Origin of the sequence: Massilia oculi, from assembly GCF_017582745.1 — a bacterium.
In the GTDB taxonomy this organism is placed as follows: Bacteria; Pseudomonadota; Gammaproteobacteria; order Burkholderiales; family Burkholderiaceae_D; genus Telluria; species Telluria oculi_A.
In genome coordinates, this window is sequence record NZ_JAFVIM010000013.1 from 25,020 (window position 1) to 42,930 (window position 17,911).

A 17,911-nucleotide genomic window follows, 5' to 3' on the forward strand; every position below is an offset into this window, starting at 1 on the left:
ATATTGACGCGTGGTGGCTCTGCTACAGTAGGTCGACCTGTAGCGCCGGAGACGCCATGACGAATGAAACAAAAGTCGCTGTCCTGCTCGACTGCGACAACACCAACCCTGCAGTCGTCGCCCATGCCATGCGGATCGTCCCCAAGCTGGGACGGGTCGTGATCAAGCGCGGATACGGCAACCACGCCACCCTGGCCAATAAATGGCAAGAGACGCTCGTCCAGCAGGCGTTTACGCCTTGTCTTCAATATCAGTACGCTGCCGGCAAGAACACGTCGGACATCGCGCTCGCGCTCGACGCGCTGGAAGCCTTGTTCGATCATCGCGCCGACTGCTTTTGCGTCGTGACGAGCGACTCCGATTTCGTCTACCTGTGCCGCAAGCTGCGTGAGCGCGGCGCTACCGTGCATATCGTCGGCGAAGCGAAGACGCCGCTTGCGCTGCGCAACGCCAGTGACCAGTTTCACGAATGGACACCGGAACCTGCGGTGCCCGAGGCGGCCCCGGGAGCGGCCATTGCCATCGACCCGACGCGCAAGGCCAATGCGCCGCCTGCGCAGGGGAAGCGTCGTCCAAAAATGGTGGTCGAGGCCGTGACGCTGCTGGCTGGCGATTCATCGGAGGGGAAGGTCCATCTCAGCACGCTCGGACAGTATCTGCGCCGCATCGATCCCGGTTTTTCTCCGGACGGTCATGGCTATTCCGGCTTGCTGGACATGCTGCGTGCCTACAACCGGCTCGCGCTAACCAAGGAAGATGGTGGCCATTACACCGTCAAGCTGGCGCCGGCGCAGCAAGTCTAGCAGTGCCTTTGCGTCATTGGACGAATGGCATGGCTACAGCCTCGATACGCGTCTTGCGATCTCATGTCGGCGGCGTGGCGGCATCCAGCCGCTTGAACAGCTCCCGGTGCAGTTCGCGCGTGTGCTTCGCCATATGCGTGCGCGCATGCCCGATTTCCTTCAGCTCGCGCTGCGCCACCGCCTCCTTGCCATTGGCAAGCGCCCACAGCGCCAATTCGACGCGCGCCTCGATGCTGCCGAAGCGCTCGACCACGGCCTCGAATTCGACGCCTGCGTCGTCCGGCCGACCGGTAGCGGCATAAGCGCGGCCCAGCGCCAGCCCGACTTCGTCGGCGCGGAAATCGGGACGCTTCGACTGCAGCGGCGCCAGCAGCGCGATCGCAGCCGCCGGTTGTCCATGCGCCGCGTGAGCGCGCGCGGCGCCCAGGATGACCTCGGGGTCGCCCGCGAACGGTCCGTTCAGGCAGGCGTCGTAATGGCGCACGGCTTCCTCCGATTCGCCGGCCTCCAGTAGGGCCGCCGCCAGGCGCATCTGGTTGTGGGCGGTCGGCGTCAGGTCGAAGGCGGACCTAGCCTCGCGCACGTCGCGGCCAGGATCAAGGCTTTTCTGGAGCGCGCGCCCGGCGATGCGCCCGCGGCGTTCGAGGCGCGAGGCCGGCAGGTATTCCACGACGAAGTAGACGAGGCTGCCGAGCAGGGGGAACGAGAACAGGATCAGCAGCCAGTACAGCTGGCGACCGTTGCGCACGGCATGGATCGCGAAGAAGAGGGCGATGAGAAAATGCAGTCCGAGTCCAAGAAAGGGCATTGTCGGTTCCGTGTCTGATGATGAACGAGTGACGCGACTTGCTGAGTGTGATATCGCGCTGCAGCAACGATATCCGGAATCGACGGTGAAGTTTCTAACCGATTGTCACGGAGCCTGCCTGCGATGTGGTTATCCGCCGCAGCAGCTTGATCAGTCGGCCGCCGGCGCATCCACGATATGCCGCACATCGAGCGCACGGATGCGCGGCTCGACGTAGTAGCCGCCCGCTTCCACATAGCTGAGGCAGTAGCGCGTGCACACGCTGCATTGCTGGACCGCGCAGCGGTTGTATGGAAAATAGTGGATGGCGATCGGCGCGTCCGGCGACCAGTAATTGGTCCCGTGCGGATGGTATTCGGCGAAGGTTGGATCAAGGTAGGGATCGCCGGCCAAGGTGCCGGCCGGGCGCATCTGCGTCTGCGGGAACGACACCGGCGTGCGCGTCCACCCGGGGTAGCTCGCGATCTCGCATGTGCAGCTGTCCGCTACCTGGGCCGAGGCCAGGGCCAGGGCACGCAGTTCATCGATACTCAATGCTTGTTCCGGCTTCATCGTTCGTCTCTCCATCAGACCTTCAGGAATTCCTCGCGCCCACCCAGCCAGCGCGCCAGGTGCGCATCGACCACCGCGATCTTCTCGGGCTTTTCGCCATCGAGCAGATACTGCGCCACGTCGCGCGCGCGGTCGACCAGCCAGCCATCGAGCTCCAGGTCGGCAAAGCGCAGCATCGCCTGGCCCGACTGGCGTGCGCCCAGGAATTCGCCCGGGCCGCGGATCTCCAGGTCGCGCCGCGCGATCTCGAAGCCGTCGGTGGTCTCGCGCATCGTCATCAAACGCTGCTTGGCCACCTGGCCCAACGGCGATTGGTACAGCAGCAGGCACACCGAGGCCGCCGATCCGCGTCCCACGCGTCCGCGCAACTGGTGCAGCTGCGACAGGCCGAAGCGCTCGGCATGCTCGATCACCATCAGGGACGCATTCGGCACGTCGACCCCGACCTCGATCACCGTGGTCGCCACCAGCACGTGCACCTCGCCCGCCGTGAAGGCATCCATCACTTCCTGTTTTTCGGCCGGCTTCATGCGGCCATGCACCAGCCCCACCTGCAGCTCGGGCAGCGATTCGGCCAGGGTCTCGTAGGTCTCGGTCGCGGTCTGCAATTGCAGGGCCTCGGATTCCTCGATCAGCGGGCACACCCAGTACACCTGCCGGCCTTCGAGCGCCGCCGCGTAGACGCGCTCGATCACTTCGTCGCGCCGCATCTGGTCGATCGCGCGCGTGACGATCGGGCTGCGGCCAGGCGGCAGCTCGTCGATCACCGACACTTCGAGGTCGGCGTAATAGGTCATCGCCAGGGTGCGCGGGATCGGCGTTGCCGACATCATCAGCTGGTGCGGCACCAGGCCGTCGCTGCCCTTGTTGCGCAGGGTGAGGCGCTGGCCGACGCCGAAGCGGTGCTGCTCGTCGACGATCACCAGGCCCAGTTTCGCGAACTGCACCGTGTCCTGGATCAGCGCGTGGGTGCCGATCACCAGGTTCGCCTCGCCCGACTCGATCAGCTCGTTCGACGCGGCCTTTTCCTTTTTCTTGAGGCTGCCGGTGAGCCAGGCGACTTTCACGCCGAGCGGCTCCATCCAGGCCGCGATCTTCCTGAAATGCTGCTCGGCCAGGATCTCGGTCGGCGCCATCAGCGCCGCCTGGTAGCCGCTGTCGATCGCCTGCGCCGCGGCCAGCGCCGAAACCACGGTCTTGCCGCTGCCGACGTCGCCCTGCAGCAGGCGCTGCATCGGATAGCCTTCGCGCAGATCGGCACGGATCTCTTCGACCACGCGCTGCTGGGCGCCGGTCAGCTTGAACGGCAGCGCCGCCAGGAAGGCTTCCGACAGCTTGCCCACCGCACGCAAATGCGGCGCGCCTTTTTCGCGCCGCGCACGCTGCGCCCGTTTCAACGACAACTGCTGCGCCAGCAGCTCGTCGAACTTCATGCGCTCCCAGGCCGGATGCGATTTCTCGCCCAGCGCGTGTTCGTCGACGTCGGCCGGCGGATAGTGCAGCAGCTTCACGGCCGGCTCGAAGTCGATCAAGCCCATCTTGGCGCGGATGCCCGCGGGGACGGTATCGCTCCAGTCGATCCGCTTCATCGCATCGGCGATCGCGCGCCGTAATATCGTCTGCGACAGTCCTTCGCCGGCCGGATACACGGGCGTGAGCGAGGAAGGCAGCGGTGCGCCTTCGTTGACGACCTTATATTGCGGATGCACCATCTCGGCCCCGAAGAAGCCGTGTTTCAGTTCGCCACGCGCCCGGATGCGCACGCCTTCGGCCATCTGCTTGACCTGGCTGCCATAGAAATTCATGAAGCGCAGCAGCAGATCGCCCGATTCGTCGGCGATGGTCACCAGCAGCTGGCGCCGCGGCTTGAACGAGATTTCGTTCTTGGTCACCACGCCTTCGACCTGCGAAACATGGCCGCCGCGCAGGCAGGCTTCGCGGATGGACACGATCTGGGTCTCGTCCTCGTAGCGCATCGGCAGGTGCAATACCAGGTCCATGTCGCTGCGCAGTCCAAGGCGGGCGAGCTTGCTTTCGAGGGTCTTGGGTGGATTTGTGGTCTTGGAGGCGGGCATATCGCGGCAAAATGGCGCTCGCTGGCGTAAAATAGAAGGTTCGCCATCAGCGCTGGAGCCTGTATTGTAAAGCTGGCAGCGCTTATTTTCCCAGAATTGAGAATAATGTACTCGCTTTCCGATTTCGACTTCGAGCTGCCCCCCGAGCGCATCGCGCAGCTGCCGCTGCCCGATCGCAGCGCCTCGCGCCTGCTGCAGCTCGACGGTGACCAGATCACCGACCGCCACTTCGCCGACATCGTCGACCAGCTCCAGCCGGGCGACCTGCTGGTGATGAACAATACCCGCGTGCTCAAGGCGCGCTTCTTCGGCGTCAAGGAAACCGGCGGCCAGGTCGAGGTGCTGGTCGAGCGCGTGCTCGACAACCGCACCGTGCTGGCCCAGGTGCGCGCCTCGAAGTCGCCCAAGCCCGGCAACCGCATCCGCCTGGCCGACGCCTTCGACGTCACCACCGGCGAACGCGCCGGCGAATTCTTCACCCTGCACTTCGAGGGCGATGTGTTCGAGCTGATCGAAGCCCACGGCCGCCTGCCGCTGCCGCCGTATATCGAGCACACCGCCGACGAATTCGACGAGCAGCGCTACCAGACCGTGTACTCGAAGGAACCGGGCGCCGTGGCCGCGCCGACGGCCGGCCTTCACTTCGACCAGCCCCTGCTCGACAAGTTGGCGCAAAAAGGCGTCAAGTTTGCCTACGTCACCCTGCACGTCGGCGCCGGCACTTTCCAGCCGGTGCGGGTCGAGGATTTGAGCGAGCACAAGATGCACACCGAGTGGTACACCATTGCGCAAGAGACGGTGGACGCGGTGCGCGCCGCGAAAGCGGCGGGCCGCGACGTGGTCGCCGTCGGCACCACCAGCTTGCGCGCGCTGGAATCGGCCTCGCAAAGCGGCGAGCTGGTCGCCGGCAGCGCCGACACCGCGCTGTTCATCACGCCTGGCTACACCTTCAAGACCGTCTCGCGCCTGGTCACCAACTTCCACCTGCCCAAGTCGACCCTGCTGATGCTGGTGTCGGCCTTCGCCGGCTTTGAACCGATCCGCAAGGCCTATGCCCATGCGATCGCCAACGAATACCGCTTCTTCAGCTATGGCGACGCCATGCTGTTGACGACCACTTCACGTTGATAGAAAAACGATGCTCGAATTTACCCTACTCAAGAAAGACACCAGCGGCCTGTCGCACGCCCGCCGCGGCCGCCTGAAGCTGAACCACGGCACCATCGAAACCCCGATCTTCATGCCGGTCGGCACCTATGGTTCGGTCAAGGCGATGGATCCGGTCGAACTCAAGGAAGTCGGCTCGCAAATCATCCTCGGTAACACCTTCCACCTGTGGCTGCGTCCTGGCGTGGACGTGATGAACAAGTTCGGCGGCCTGCACCAGTTCATGGGCTGGGACAAGCCGATCCTGACCGACTCGGGCGGCTTCCAGGTGTTTTCGCTGGGCGCCATGCGCAAGATCACGGAAGAGGGCGTCAAGTTCGCCTCGCCGATCGACGGCTCGCGCCAGTTCCTGTCGCCCGAGATCTCGATGCAGATCCAGCGCGCGCTGAACTCGGACATCGTGATGCAGTTCGACGAATGCACCCCGTACGAGATCGACGGCCGTCCGGCCACCGCGGGAGAAGCCGCCAAGTCGATGCGCATGTCGCTGCGCTGGGCCCAGCGCTCGATGAACGAGTTCACCGGCGGCGAAAACCCGAACGCGCTGTTCGGCATCGTCCAGGGCGGCATGTACGAGCACCTGCGCGACGAGTCGCTGGCTGGCCTGGAAGACATCAATTTCCCGGGCCTGGCGATCGGCGGCCTGTCGGTCGGCGAGCCGAAGGAAGACATGAAGCGCATCCTGGCCCACGTCGGCCCGCGCCTGCCGGAGAACAAGCCGCACTACCTGATGGGCGTCGGCACGCCGGAAGACCTGGTCGACGGCGTGGCGAACGGCGTCGACATGTTCGACTGCGTGATGCCGACCCGGAACGCCCGCAATGGCTGGCTGTTCACCCGCTTCGGCGACGTCAAGATCAAGAACGCGCGCTACAAGGAAGACCAGGCGCCGCTGGACGAGAGCTGCGATTGCTATTGCTGCAAGAATTTCTCGCGCGCTTACTTGCATCACCTGCACCGTTCGAACGAGATCCTGGGCGCCCGCCTGAACACGATCCACAACCTGCATTACTACCTGAAGCTGATGCAGGAAATGCGCGATGCCATCGATGCCGACCGCTTCAACGAGTTCCGCATCGAGTTCAATGCGGGCCGCGCACGCGGCGTGTAAGCACTTGCTCACGCGCTGAGCCCGGCGCTGCCGTATTGACGGCGGCGCCGGAATTTAATTTCTAGCAAGCTCTTGCAATACCGAAAAGCAAGATCACCTACCTCCAGATTTGGTTTTCGGTGACTGGCCGATGCTAGAATACACCGCTTATTTTTTTAACTTCACAATCGGAGTTCTTGTGTTCATTTCCAACGCTTACGCGCAAACCGCCGCCGCTGACCCAGGCATCATGGGCAGCCTGACGACCTTCCTGCCGCTGATCCTGATGTTCGTGGTCATGTATTTCCTGATGATCCGTCCTCAGCAGAAACGTCAGCGCGAGCTGAAAGCGATGATGGATGCACTGACCAAGGGCGATGAAGTCGTGACCGCCGGCGGCATCGTCGGCCGCGTCTCGAAAGTGACCGACGCCTACGTCACCCTGGAAATCGCTACCGGCACCGAAATCACCGTGCAGAAGAACGCAGTGACCACCCTGCTGCCGAAGGGCACCCTGAAAGCCCTGTAAGAGCAAGCCCGTGCGGCCCGCGGGCCGCACTGCCCAACCTGAACGCCGGAACACTATGAATCGCTATCCCGTCTGGAAATACCTAATGATCGTCATCGCGCTGCTGCTCGGCGCGTTGTACACGGCGCCTAACTACTTCGGCGAAACGCCGGCGTTGCAGGTGACATCGGGCCGTTCGACCCTGAACATCACCAGCGCCTCCACTACCCTGGTCGAGGATGCGCTCAAGCGTACCGGCATTGCCCACACCGGACTCTCGCTCGAAGGCAGCGGCCACACGACGTCGGTGCGTGTGCGCTTCGCCGGCACCGAAGAACAATTCAAGGCCAAGCTGGCCCTGGAACGCGAACTGAACCGCGACCCGGCCAATCCCGATTACATCGTCACCGTCAACCTGGTCACCAATACCCCGGCCTGGATGGAAAAGATCGGCGCCGGTCCGATGAGCCTCGGCCTCGACTTGCGCGGCGGCGTGCACTTCCTGCTGCAGGTCGACACCAAGGCGGTGATCGACAACAAGGTCAAGGCGCTGCAAGCCAGCGTGCGCAGCAACCTGCGCGACGAAAACGTGCGCCACGCCGGCATCGAGCGCGTGGGCGACACCATCGAAGTGCGCTTCCGCGATGCCGCGACGCGTTCCGCCGCACGCAATGTGCTGACCTCGCGCTCGAACGAGCTGAACTTTGCAGAGGCCGCCGACGGCGCCGACCAGAAGCTGGTCGTCAGCCTCAAGCCCGATGCGATCAAGCGCAGCGTCGAAGACGGCGTCAAGCAGAACATCGTGACCCTGTCCAAGCGTATCAATGAGCTGGGCACCACCGAACCGATCATCCAGCAGCAGGGCGCCGACCGCATCGTGGTCCAGCTGCCGGGCGTGCAGGACGTGGCGCGCGCCAAGGACATCATCGGCCGCACCGCGACCCTCGAGCTGCGCATGGTCGACCAGACCGTGACCCCGGGCACCGAGCTGTCGGCCGCCATCCCGCTCAATTCCGAACTGTTCACCGAAGGCCGCGGCGCCCCGGTCGTGCTGTCGCGCGACATCATCCTGACCGGCGAGTACATCTCGAGCGCCACCGCCAGCTTCGACCAGAACCAGCAGCCGGCCGTCTCGATCGACCTGAACGGCGACGGCGGCCGCCGCATCCGCCAGGCGACCCGCGACAACGTCGGCAAGCGCATGGCGATCCTGCTGAAAGAGAAGGGCGTGTACAACGTCCTGTCGGCGCCGACCATCCAGAGCGAGCTGGGTTCGACCTTCCAGATCACCAATATGGGCACCTCGCAGGACGCCAACGAACTGGCCCTGCTGCTGCGCTCGGGCGCGCTGTCGGCGCCGATGGAATTCGTCGAGGAACGCGTGATCGGCCCGCAGCTGGGCGCCGAGAACATCGAACGCGGCCTGCACTCGACCATCTGGGGCTTCGTGGCGATCGCGGTCTTCATGATCGTCTACTACCACCTGTTCGGCGTGTTCTCGGCGCTGGCGTTGGCGGCCAACGTGCTGTTCCTGCTGGCCCTGCTGTCGATCCTGGGCATCACGCTGACCTTGCCGGGCATCGCAGCAATCGCGCTGGCGCTGGGCGTCGCGATCGACTCCAACGTGCTGGTCAACGAGCGCATCCGCGAAGAGTTGCGCGCCGGGGCCCCGCCACAGGCGGCGATCGCCGCCGGTTCCAAGCACGCCTGGGACACCATCGTCGACTCCAACGTGACCACCCTGATCGTCGGCCTGGCGCTGTTGATCTTCGGTTCCGGTCCGGTGCGCGGCTTCGCCGTGGTGCACTGCCTGGGCATCCTGACCTCGATGTTCTCGGCGGTCGTCGTGGCCCGCGGTTTCGCCAACCTGTGGTATGGCCGCCAGAAGAAACTGACCAAGATTTCGATCGGCACGGTCTGGCAGCCGGGCATGTCGCCCACCAAGAAGTAAGGACTCGAGACTGACATGGAATTTTTCAAGATCAAACGGGACATCCCGTTCATGCGCCACGCCCTGATCCTCAATGCGATCTCGGTGCTGACCTTTGTCGCCGCGGTGTTCTTCCTGTTCAGCAAAGGCCTGAACTTCTCGGTGGAGTTCACCGGCGGCACCGTGATGGAGCTGCGCTATCCGCATGCGGCCAACCAGGAAAAGATCCGCGACACGCTGCGCGGCATGGGCTATTCGCACCCTGAAGTGGCCAGCTTCGGCACCGCCCAGGACATCATGCTGCGCCTGCCGATCCTGGAAGGCACGGAAGCGGCCAGCACCTCGGCCCGCGTCTTCAACGCCATCTGCGCCGCCGACGGCGGTGCGCCGAAGCAGAGCCAGGTCACGACCGACAAGGGCGAGGTGATCAACCACACCAGCTGCGCCAAGGCGACCGGCGAAGAACTGATCAGCCTGCAGCGGGTCGAGTTCGTCGGCCCGTCGGTCGGCGACGAGCTGGCCCAGAACGGCCTGAACGCGCTGATCATGACCATCCTCGGCATCATGATCTACCTGGCGATCCGCTTCGAATGGAAATTCGCCGTCGCCGCCGTGGTCGCCAACCTGCACGACGTGGTCATCATCCTGGGCTTCTTCGCCTTCTTCCAGTGGGAATTCTCGCTGACGGTGCTGGCGGCAACGCTGGCGGTGCTGGGCTACTCGGTCAACGAATCGGTCGTCATCTTCGACCGGATCCGCGAGATGTTCCGCCGCCAGCGCCGGATGTCGACGACGGAAGTCATCGACCACGCGATCACCAGCACCATCTCGCGCACCATCATCACCCACGGCTCGACCCTGATGATGGTGATGTCGATGCTGTTCTTCGGCGGCTACGCGCTGCACTACTTCGCGATCGCGCTGGCCATCGGCATCCTGTTCGGCGTGTATTCGTCGGTGTTCGTCGCAGCGGCGGTGGCCATGTGGCTGGGCGTCAAGCGCGAAGACCTGATCAAGCCGATCAAGGAGAAGGACGAGACCGACGGCGCGGTGGTCTAACTACCCGCTCCGGATGAAAAATGCCGCCCCGGCCTTGCCGCGGCGGCATTTTGTTTGATGTGAATCCGTTGCGCGACGAATTTGACAGTGTTGTGTGTGGCAGCGCACGGAGTGCCCAGGCTGGCCCACCTATAGTGGAACTGTCTCTTTCAGGACATCCCTAGTTTTGGACTTCACCCGCTTCCGCAACGAAGCGGGTTTTTTTTATCCCGGCATCCCGCTGCCGCTTTTTACAGGGCGAGCTGCAGGCCGCCGTCGCCATCCGGCTGCGCCGCCGGGACGGCGCAGCAGACCAGCACCTCGTCGTCCGCCACACTCGCGCCTGGCTCCTTGATATAGGTCACCGCTCCCTTGAGCAGCTTGGTGCGGCAGGTTCCGCAAGTGCCTTCGCGGCAACTGAATTCCGGTTCCAGCCCGCGCGCCTCGGCCAGCTCGAGCAGGGTGCCGCTGCCGGGTGTCCAGCGCGCTTCCTTGAGCGAATCCATGAACATGACCGGCACCGTTTGCGTCGCCGGCGGCAGCCGCGCGGGGGCCGCCACGGCGGCGCAGTCGGGCGTGCGCGACAGCGAGGCCGGCCCGAAGGCTTCGGCATGGATCCGGCTGTCGGCGATGCCGTAGCCGCGCAGCCCGTCGTAGATCGCCTGGCTGAAACCCGGCGGGCCGCACAGGTAGAACTCGTAGTCGCCAAAGGACAGGTATTGGCCGAGCAGCGCCATGTCGATGCGGCCGGCGGCCTCGTAGTCCTGGCCCTCGCCGGCCTCGCCAGGTTCGCTGAGCACGCGCACCAGCTTGACGGCGCCCTTCGCGGCGGCGACCAGTTCGGCCAGCTCGCCATCGAAGGCGCGCTCGGCCTTCGAGCGGGCGGCATAGAACAGTGTCGTGGGGCGAATCTTTTGTTTGCGCAATCCTTCGTAGACGATATGGCGCAGCATCGCCAGCATCGGCGTGATGCCGACGCCGCCGGCCAGCAGCACCACCGGCCGGCTGGTCGCCATGTCGAGCGTGAAGTCGCCGGCCGGCGCGCGGGTTTCGAGCACGTCGCCCTCGCGCAGCTGCTCATGCAGGTAGCGCGACACCAGGCTCTCGCGCTTGACGCTGATCCGGTAGCCGCCATCCGAAGGCGCATGCGACAGGGTATAGGTACGGATGAGCGGCTTGTCGGTGCCCGGCAGCGTGACCCGGATCGGCAGGTGCTGTCCCGGCAAGTGCGGCAGCAGCCCGGCGCCGTCGTCCGGTTCTAGGTAGAAGGAGCGGATCGCCGTGCTTTCCTCGACGATGCGGGCCACCTTCAGGCTGCGCCAGCGGTTGGAGAATTCGGCTGCGCGCAGGCGTTCGCCGGCCTGCTGCCAGTCGCCGGTCATCAGCGAGTTGGCCGACCAGCCACCGTCCTGGAAGGTCCAGCGCAAGGCCAGGCCGGCGCGCCGGCGCACGACGCGGCGTGGCTTGAACGTCCACAGCCGCTCGGCGCCCTGGAAGGCGGCGATTTCGGGCGAGTCGAAGACGACTTCGGCGTCGCCGCTCATCTGCAGCATGTCGCCGCTGGCGAAATCGACGAACAGCAAGCCGGCCTTGCCGTTGACGACGATATTGCCCAATGTATTGAAGAACAGGTTGCCGTCGAAATCGGGAATCGTGAGCGTGCCGTCGTCGGCGATGCGCACGAAGCCGGCCTTGCCGCCGCGGTGCGAGACGTCGACCTGGCGCCGTTCGGCGCGGTCGGCATAGGAGGCGACGAAGAAGGCGTCGGCGCCTGCGATCAGCGCGCGCGCCTCGGCGTCGAGCGCGGCCAGGTGCTCGGCCTGGCCGGTGAACGGGGCGCCTGGCTCGCGCTCGAAAGCGAACTCGCGCAGCTGGATGTAGCGTGGACAGTTGCCGAAGCTCTGGTCGACGTCGATATGCAATCCGGCATCCGTGTGCGACAAGCGTCCGTTCATGCGGTTGCGCCGCCGCGTGTGCATCTCCATGCCCAGCAGGCCCACCGGCGCGCCATCGCGCATGCCTTCGGCGGCCGGGTCGGCTGGATGCGCACGGGTGGCGAGGTCGAGCGTGGTGCGCGTCGGCGAGGACATGAAGCCCGGCCGGCCTTCAAGAAAAGTTGCCCACGCATCGCCCCCGGCATCCACGCTGCCCAGCACGATGAAGGGCAGCTGGGCATAGAAGTCGCGGTGCTGGTCGGGCATGAAATCCCGCACCACGCGCCGGCCGACGATGTCCATGCGCTCGACCACTCCCAATTTCGCCTGGATGAATTTTTCGCCTTCGTGCCAGGTGGGCAGCTTTTCCAGTTGTTCGGCCATGTCGTCTCCTGTCTGTGCGTGGGCCGCCGTTACGCGGCGGCGGCCAGGCCGACCGGCGTCTGGACGAATGGAACGAAGCCCGGCAAGGCCTCGATGCGGCGCAGGAAGGCCTGCACGGCGGGATAGGCAGACAGGTCGACATTGCCTTCGGGAGCACGGGCGAGGTAGCTGTAGAGCGCGACGTCGGCGATGGTCGGGTGGTCGGCGGCCAGCCAGTCGCCGCCGGCCAGGTGGCTTTCGAGCCGGGCGAGCAGGGCGTGGGCGCGGGCGATGACTTCGTCGGCACGGTATTTGGCGCCGAACACGGTGATCAGGCGCGCCGCCGCCGGACCGTAGGCGACTTCGCCGGCAGCCACCGACAGCCAGCGCTGGACGGCCGCGGCGCCGGCCGCGTCCACCGGAAGCCAGTCGTCACGGCCAGCCTTGGTCGCGAGATAGACCAGGATGGCGTTCGAATCGGCGATGACCGTGCCATCGTCTTCCAGCACCGGCACCTGGCCGAACGGGTTCAGCGCGAGAAAGGCGGGCTTCTTGTGGGCGCCGGCCTTGAGATCGACTTCGACCAGCTCGTGCGGCACACCGAGGAGCGATGCGAACAGGACGACGCGGTGGGAATGGCCGGACAGTGGGTGGTGATGGATTTTCATTTTCTTGATCCCTGGTTGGTTGATGGAGCGCGCCGATCGCGACCCATGCAAGCAGTGTGGGATCAAATGAATTCGATGGGAATGACTCTGTAGACACATGATTATTTCGCTGGTCGAAATAATCGCAGATGACAAACATGTTAAAAAATCATGTCAAAGTGTGAATCAGCGCACCGAGCTACCGCCGTGCCAAACGTAAGATGGACTCGTCTCTTTCAGGACATCCCTAGTTTTGGACTTTACCCGCACCGGCAACGGCGCGGGTTTTTTTTGGCCGCAGTGTCTACAACTGCCAGGGATGCTCGAGCTTGCCTTCAATCGCCGCATCGAGATAGGTCGCGGCGCTGATCAATGCGAGGTGGGTAAAGGCTTGCGGGAAGTTGCCGAGCAGCTCAGCCTTATTGGTGAACTCTTCCGCGTACAGGTGCACGTGGTTACCGTAGGCGATGAGCTTTTCCATATTGTTGCGCGCATGGTCGATGCGCCCGGCCCGCGCCAGGCATTCCACGTACCAGAATGAGCAGGCCGCGAACGCACCTTCCTGCCCTTCGAGCCCGTCGTCGCGGTCGTAGCGCTGCACCAGCGCGTCGTGGCTGAGCTGGTCTCCAATGGCGTCCAGGGTCGCCAGCCATTGCGGATCGGTGGAGCCGATGAAGCGCACCAGCGGCATCATCAGCATCGCGCCGTCCACATTGCGTGAGCCCTTGCTGCGCACAAAATGCCCGAGCTCTTTGTTCCAGAAGGTTTCCCAAATATAGCCCGAGATTTCGTTGCGTGCGGCGATCCAGCGATCGAACGGCGCGCGCAGCGAGCGCTTGCTCGCCAGGCGCAGTGCGCGATCGACCGCCACCCAGCACATGAGCTGCGAATGCAGGTGTTCGCGCTCCGGTTCGCGGCCCTCCCAGATGCCGGCATCCGGGCGCTTCCAATTGTCGCAAACGAAATTGACCACCTGGCAGACCCCCACCCAGTCGGCATGAGAAATGGCCTCGCCATACTTATTACTGAGATAGATCGAATCGAGCAGGGCGCCGAAGATGTCGAGCTGTAATTGGCTGGCGGCTGCATTGCCGATGCGAACGGGCTTGGAGTTCGCATAGCCGGCCAGATGGTCGAGCTCGGTTTCCTCCCCGATCGGACGGCCGTCGAACGCGTACATGATGCGCAGGTGGCCGTCGCTCGGATCATGCTTGGGCAGTTCGGCGGTCCAGCGCGTGAACGCCTTCGCCTCGTCGATGTATCCGAGCCGCATCAGGGCATACACGGTGAACGACGCGTCGCGGATCCAGGTGGCGCGGTAATCCCAGTTGCGCGAGCCGCCCAGCACCTCGGGCAGGCCGAAGGTGGCGGCGGCGACGATCGAGCCGTGGCGGCACGACGTCATCAGCTTGAGCACCAGTGCCGAGCGCGTGACCGCTTCGCGCCAGCGCCCGCGATAGGTCGAGCGCTGGCTCCATGTCTGCCAGTACTGGACGACCTCCCGCAGCAGGGCATCGCCGGCGCCGGCCTCCAGGGACGGGTCGCCGTCTTCGTCGAGCACGAAGTCGATGACGTCGCCTTCACGCATCACGATCGAGGCCGTGGCGCCGCCATCGGCAGCCTCGAAGGCCACGGGCGCCGACAGGCGCAGTCGCGGGGCGCCGGGCGCCGAGAACACCGCCTGGTCCTGGCCGGCCGCGACCTCCGGCCGCTGGCGGGCATAGTCGAAGCGGGGCTGGCAGTCGACCCGGATGCGCACCTCGCCGCTGGTGACGTGGACCCGGCGCAGCATGCGCGCCGGACCGTGGCCGAGCTGTTCCGGGCCGGCCATATAGTCGGTCACGTGGACGCTGGACTCTTCACCCAGCCACTGGGTGAGGAGCACATTGGTGGCGGGCAGGTAGGTCTGCACCACGCGCATGTCCCCGTCCTCCGGCGCGATGGTGAAGTGGCCGCCCTGCTCGGGGTCGAGCAGGGCGGCGAAGATGCTGGGACTGTCGAAGTCGGGCCAGCACAGGAAGTCGACCGCGCCATCGAGCGCGACCAGCGCGATCGTGGCCATATTGCCGATGGCGCCGTGGCCGGCGATCGGGCGCGGAGGGCGGGTTGCGTTTGGTTCAGCCATTGTCTTCGAATCCTGGATAGAGTGACATGCCGCCGTCGACATAGACCGTGGTGCCGGTCATGTAGTCGGCCAGGTCGGACGCCATGAACAGCGCCAGGCTGGCCACGTCGTCGGTCTCGCCGATGCGGCCATACGGGATCAGCTCGAGCAGCTTCTTGCCCGCCTCGCCTTCGGTGGCGTCTTCGTTGATCGGGGTGCGGATGGCGCCCGGCGCGATCCCGTTGACGCGGATGCCTTCCTGCGCCACTTCCTGGGCCAGCGAGCGCATGAACATGCCGATCCCGCCCTTGGACGCGGCATAGTTGACGTGGCCGGCCCAGGGGATCGTCTCGTGGACCGAGCTCATGCACAGGATGACGCCGTTGGCGCGCATGCGGCCGCGGTTGCCCTGTTGGCGAAAGCGCTTCACTGCCGCGCGGGCGCACAGGAATTGGCCGGTCAGGTTGACGTCGAGCACGGCTTTCCAGTCGTCCAGCGACATGTCGGCGATGCCGGCATCCTTCTGCATGCCGGCATTGGCGACCAGGATGTCGAGGCCGCCGAAGGCCTCGCCGGTGGCGTCGAACAGGCGCGCGACGTCGTCTTCGCTGGACACATTGCACTGCACCGCCAGCGCCTGGCCGCCGGCTTCCTTGATCTGTCGTACGACTTCGTCAGCCTTGTCCTGGCTGCTGTTGTAGTTGACCACCACCTTGGCGCCGGCCGCGGCGAAGGCGATGCTGATGGCGCGGCCGATGCCGGAGTCGCCACCGGTCACGAGCGCCACCTGGTCGTTCAGGCTGATTTGCATGGGATGTCCTCCAGAGCGTGAATACGCCGGACAGCTCTGCGCTTGCGTGCCCGGCTGGAACGACCTTAGCAGAAAGCGGGGATGGGAAATGCACGGCTGGGCCGGCAAAGGCATGGAATGGGCGAGATGAAAAGAATGAGCGCCAGTGTGCGTGAACGTACGGAGTGCGCTACGCCGGATGCATAAGATGAAGCTGTCTCTTTCAGGACATCCCTAGTTTTGGACTTGGCCCGCTCCTTACCGAGCGGGCGTTTTTTTTCGTGGGTTGCCTTACAGCAGGGCCGACGTCAGGCTCTTCACTTCCTCGCCCGATTCTTCCAGCACACCCTTGAGCGTGCCTTCGCCGAACACGAAGTCGATGGTCGCCGCCGCGGCATGGGTGGTGGCGCCGGGCGGCGCGAACAGGGGAGAAGGCAGGGGCGCCAGGTCGTTGGCCAGCAGCAGGGTGTCGCCCAGGGTTTCCGGCGGGAGCGCGCGCATGCCGTCCCACAGCGCCTCGATCGCGTCCATCACCGGGGCCGGGACGCCCAGCTTGTGCAGCACGCCGCGGCCGATGGCCGCTTCGCCATGGTCGAGCCAGGCATCGAGGTTGTCGTCCAGCAGGCCGGGCAGGGCTTCGGCGCGCGACAGCAGGTAGAAGCCGCCGACCTCGTGCACGATGCCGGCGAACAGCGCCGTTTCGGGATCGACGAAGGAGACGCGCCGCGCGATCACCTGGCTGAGGGCCGCCACGTGGGCCGAGTGGGCCCACAGCTGGTCGGCCTTGTGGCGCAGGCCCGGATCGCGGATCTCGCTGGCCAGCTGGCGCACGATGACCGAGGCCGCCAGGGCGCCCAGGGTCCGAAAGCCCACGCGCTGGACCGCCGCGCGCACATTGGTGACGTCGTTGCCGCTGCGGTTATAGGCCACCGAGTTGGCGATCGCGACCGTGCGCGCCGCCAGCAGCGGCTCGGCCTGCACCAGGCGGGCGGCGGCGTCGATATGGCAATCGGGTTCGCCCAGCGCCCGCTGCAGGGTCAGCGAGGCGTTGACGCTGGTGGGGAAGGCAAGTTCGCCGCGGCTGGCTTCGGCGGCGATGCTGTCGAGTGCGGAGACTTGGTCCATGAAAAAATTATACCCCCAACACAACACCTTGCTTGCAAAAATATTGCTCTATGGTATCGATCTCAGCGGGACCGTCGTATCCAGGCGTCTTTATTCTTCGCTGAAGATGGCGTCGCAGCCTTCCTTCTGTTCTTCGAGGTTTTCCAGCTCGTCGACCAGGCCGAGGTCGAGCAGTTCCTCGACCGCGTTCATGTAGCTATTGAGTTTGGTTGCGCCGATGAGGCGATAGATCTCGCCGGCTTCGTTGCGCACGCCGATCAGCATCGGTTCCTCGCGCACTTCGTCCAGTGGGGCGACGTCGAGCAGGATGTTGCCAATAATGTGCTTGTCGAAATGGGCTGGCTTCTTGCCGTCGATGAGAGAGGTTTTCAAGGCGTTTCCTTCAGGTGGAATGGGGAGGGAGTGGGGCGGTCGCCATCGCCGCCGGCGTCATGCCGGGCGCCGGCCTGGATGCGCGCGCGCAGCAGGCCGAGCGCGTCTTCGAGCGCGGCGAAGTCGGCATCGCTGTAGGCGGTGAATAATTCTTTTCCACGTGCAATCACTTTCGGGAACACATCGCAGAACACCCGGTCGCCGGCAGGCGTCAGGCGCACGAAGAACGATCGCTTGTCGTCGCAGCTGCGCTCGCGCAGCACCAGGCCTTTTTGTTCCAGGCGTTCGATGACGCCGGTCAGGGTGCCCTTGGTGATCAGGGTACGTTCGCCCAGTTCCTTGTAGCTCATGCCGGTGGTATTGCCCAGCGTGGCGATGATATCGAACTGCGCATGCGTCAACCCGTTCTGGCGCACCGCGTCGCCCGAGACGCGCTCGAAGCCCTGCATGCACTCGGCCAGCAGCCGGATGCTTTTTAGATATCGTTCCCCCATGGGCCGGGATTATAGCCGTCCGCCGCGCCTTCCGTTGCCCGCTACGCAAGATTCTGCGAGAGGCATAGCCGGCTCGAAACGCTCCGATTGATCTCCGGTATGATAGACGAC

General features: G+C 64.8%; 16 protein-coding genes. 6 read left to right on the top strand and 10 right to left on the bottom strand.

Annotated features, from left to right (window positions below; translation table 11 throughout):
- Nucleotides 1–56: 56 nt before the first annotated feature.
- The gene (locus J3U95_RS15855) at nucleotides 57–803 is read left to right on the top strand and encodes an NYN domain-containing protein (protein ID WP_208279603.1); all 747 of its coding nucleotides are present in this window, start codon (nucleotides 57–59) and stop codon (nucleotides 801–803) included.
- A 61-nt stretch (nucleotides 804–864) separates the two neighbouring features.
- Here J3U95_RS15855 and J3U95_RS15860 read toward each other — a convergent pair whose 3' ends face one another.
- The 3 genes from J3U95_RS15860 to recG all read right to left on the bottom strand — a co-directional run bounded on the left by J3U95_RS15860 (nucleotide 865) and on the right by recG (nucleotide 4,238).
- Nucleotides 865–1,611, bottom strand: a complete 747-nt coding sequence (locus tag J3U95_RS15860) for a tetratricopeptide repeat protein (protein WP_208279605.1) — start codon at nucleotides 1,609–1,611, stop codon at nucleotides 865–867.
- 150 nt (nucleotides 1,612–1,761) lie between these two features.
- Nucleotides 1,762–2,163 (bottom strand): hypothetical protein, encoded by a 402-nt coding sequence (locus J3U95_RS15865; RefSeq protein WP_208279607.1) that lies wholly within the window; start codon nucleotides 2,161–2,163, stop codon nucleotides 1,762–1,764.
- Nucleotides 2,164–2,177: 14 nt separating this feature from the next.
- Nucleotides 2,178–4,238 (bottom strand): ATP-dependent DNA helicase RecG, encoded by a 2,061-nt coding sequence (recG, locus tag J3U95_RS15870; protein WP_208279609.1) that lies wholly within the window; start codon nucleotides 4,236–4,238, stop codon nucleotides 2,178–2,180.
- A 105-nt stretch (nucleotides 4,239–4,343) separates the two neighbouring features.
- Here recG and queA point away from each other — a divergent pair, with 105 nt between their 5' ends.
- The 5 genes from queA to secF all read left to right on the top strand — a co-directional run bounded on the left by queA (nucleotide 4,344) and on the right by secF (nucleotide 9,992).
- Nucleotides 4,344–5,366, top strand: a complete 1,023-nt coding sequence (gene queA, locus J3U95_RS15875; RefSeq protein ID WP_208279611.1) for a tRNA preQ1(34) S-adenosylmethionine ribosyltransferase-isomerase QueA — start codon at nucleotides 4,344–4,346, stop codon at nucleotides 5,364–5,366.
- A gap of 10 nt (nucleotides 5,367–5,376) precedes the next feature.
- Entirely contained in the window at nucleotides 5,377–6,516 is a 1,140-nt protein-coding gene (gene tgt, locus J3U95_RS15880; protein WP_208279613.1) for a tRNA guanosine(34) transglycosylase Tgt, read from the top strand.
- A gap of 178 nt (nucleotides 6,517–6,694) precedes the next feature.
- Nucleotides 6,695–7,024, top strand: a complete 330-nt coding sequence (gene yajC, locus J3U95_RS15885) for a preprotein translocase subunit YajC (protein WP_005664704.1) — start codon at nucleotides 6,695–6,697, stop codon at nucleotides 7,022–7,024.
- A gap of 55 nt (nucleotides 7,025–7,079) precedes the next feature.
- Nucleotides 7,080–8,954: a protein translocase subunit SecD gene (gene secD, locus J3U95_RS15890; protein WP_208279615.1), complete on the top strand. Its 1,875-nt coding sequence runs from the start codon at nucleotides 7,080–7,082 to the stop codon at nucleotides 8,952–8,954.
- Between the two features lie 15 nt (nucleotides 8,955–8,969).
- Nucleotides 8,970–9,992: a protein translocase subunit SecF gene (secF, locus tag J3U95_RS15895; RefSeq protein WP_208279617.1), complete on the top strand. Its 1,023-nt coding sequence runs from the start codon at nucleotides 8,970–8,972 to the stop codon at nucleotides 9,990–9,992.
- Nucleotides 9,993–10,222: 230 nt separating this feature from the next.
- Here the strand turns inward: secF and J3U95_RS15900 are convergent, their stop codons facing one another.
- The 7 genes from J3U95_RS15900 to J3U95_RS15930 all read right to left on the bottom strand — a co-directional run bounded on the left by J3U95_RS15900 (nucleotide 10,223) and on the right by J3U95_RS15930 (nucleotide 17,800).
- The gene (locus J3U95_RS15900; protein ID WP_208279619.1) at nucleotides 10,223–12,289 is read right to left on the bottom strand and encodes a 2Fe-2S iron-sulfur cluster-binding protein; all 2,067 of its coding nucleotides are present in this window, start codon (nucleotides 12,287–12,289) and stop codon (nucleotides 10,223–10,225) included.
- A gap of 29 nt (nucleotides 12,290–12,318) precedes the next feature.
- Nucleotides 12,319–12,936, bottom strand: coding sequence for a glutathione S-transferase family protein (locus tag J3U95_RS15905; protein WP_208279621.1), 618 nt, complete (start codon nucleotides 12,934–12,936; stop codon nucleotides 12,319–12,321).
- A gap of 283 nt (nucleotides 12,937–13,219) precedes the next feature.
- On the bottom strand, nucleotides 13,220–15,040 hold the full coding sequence (locus tag J3U95_RS15910) for a glycoside hydrolase family 15 protein (protein ID WP_208279623.1): 1,821 nt from the start codon (nucleotides 15,038–15,040) through the stop codon (nucleotides 13,220–13,222).
- A complete protein-coding gene (locus J3U95_RS15915; protein ID WP_208279625.1) occupies nucleotides 15,033–15,830 on the bottom strand; it encodes a glucose 1-dehydrogenase in 798 nt (265 codons plus the stop codon). The genes J3U95_RS15910 and J3U95_RS15915 overlap by 8 nt, the downstream gene beginning before the upstream one ends.
- Before the next feature lie 270 nt (nucleotides 15,831–16,100).
- Nucleotides 16,101–16,934, bottom strand: a complete 834-nt coding sequence (locus tag J3U95_RS15920; protein ID WP_208279627.1) for an HDOD domain-containing protein — start codon at nucleotides 16,932–16,934, stop codon at nucleotides 16,101–16,103.
- A 90-nt stretch (nucleotides 16,935–17,024) separates the two neighbouring features.
- On the bottom strand, nucleotides 17,025–17,306 hold the full coding sequence (locus J3U95_RS15925; protein WP_208279629.1) for a hypothetical protein: 282 nt from the start codon (nucleotides 17,304–17,306) through the stop codon (nucleotides 17,025–17,027).
- Nucleotides 17,303–17,800: a MarR family winged helix-turn-helix transcriptional regulator gene (locus J3U95_RS15930; protein WP_208279631.1), complete on the bottom strand. Its 498-nt coding sequence runs from the start codon at nucleotides 17,798–17,800 to the stop codon at nucleotides 17,303–17,305. The genes J3U95_RS15925 and J3U95_RS15930 overlap by 4 nt, the downstream gene beginning before the upstream one ends.
- Nucleotides 17,801–17,911 lie beyond the last annotated feature (111 nt).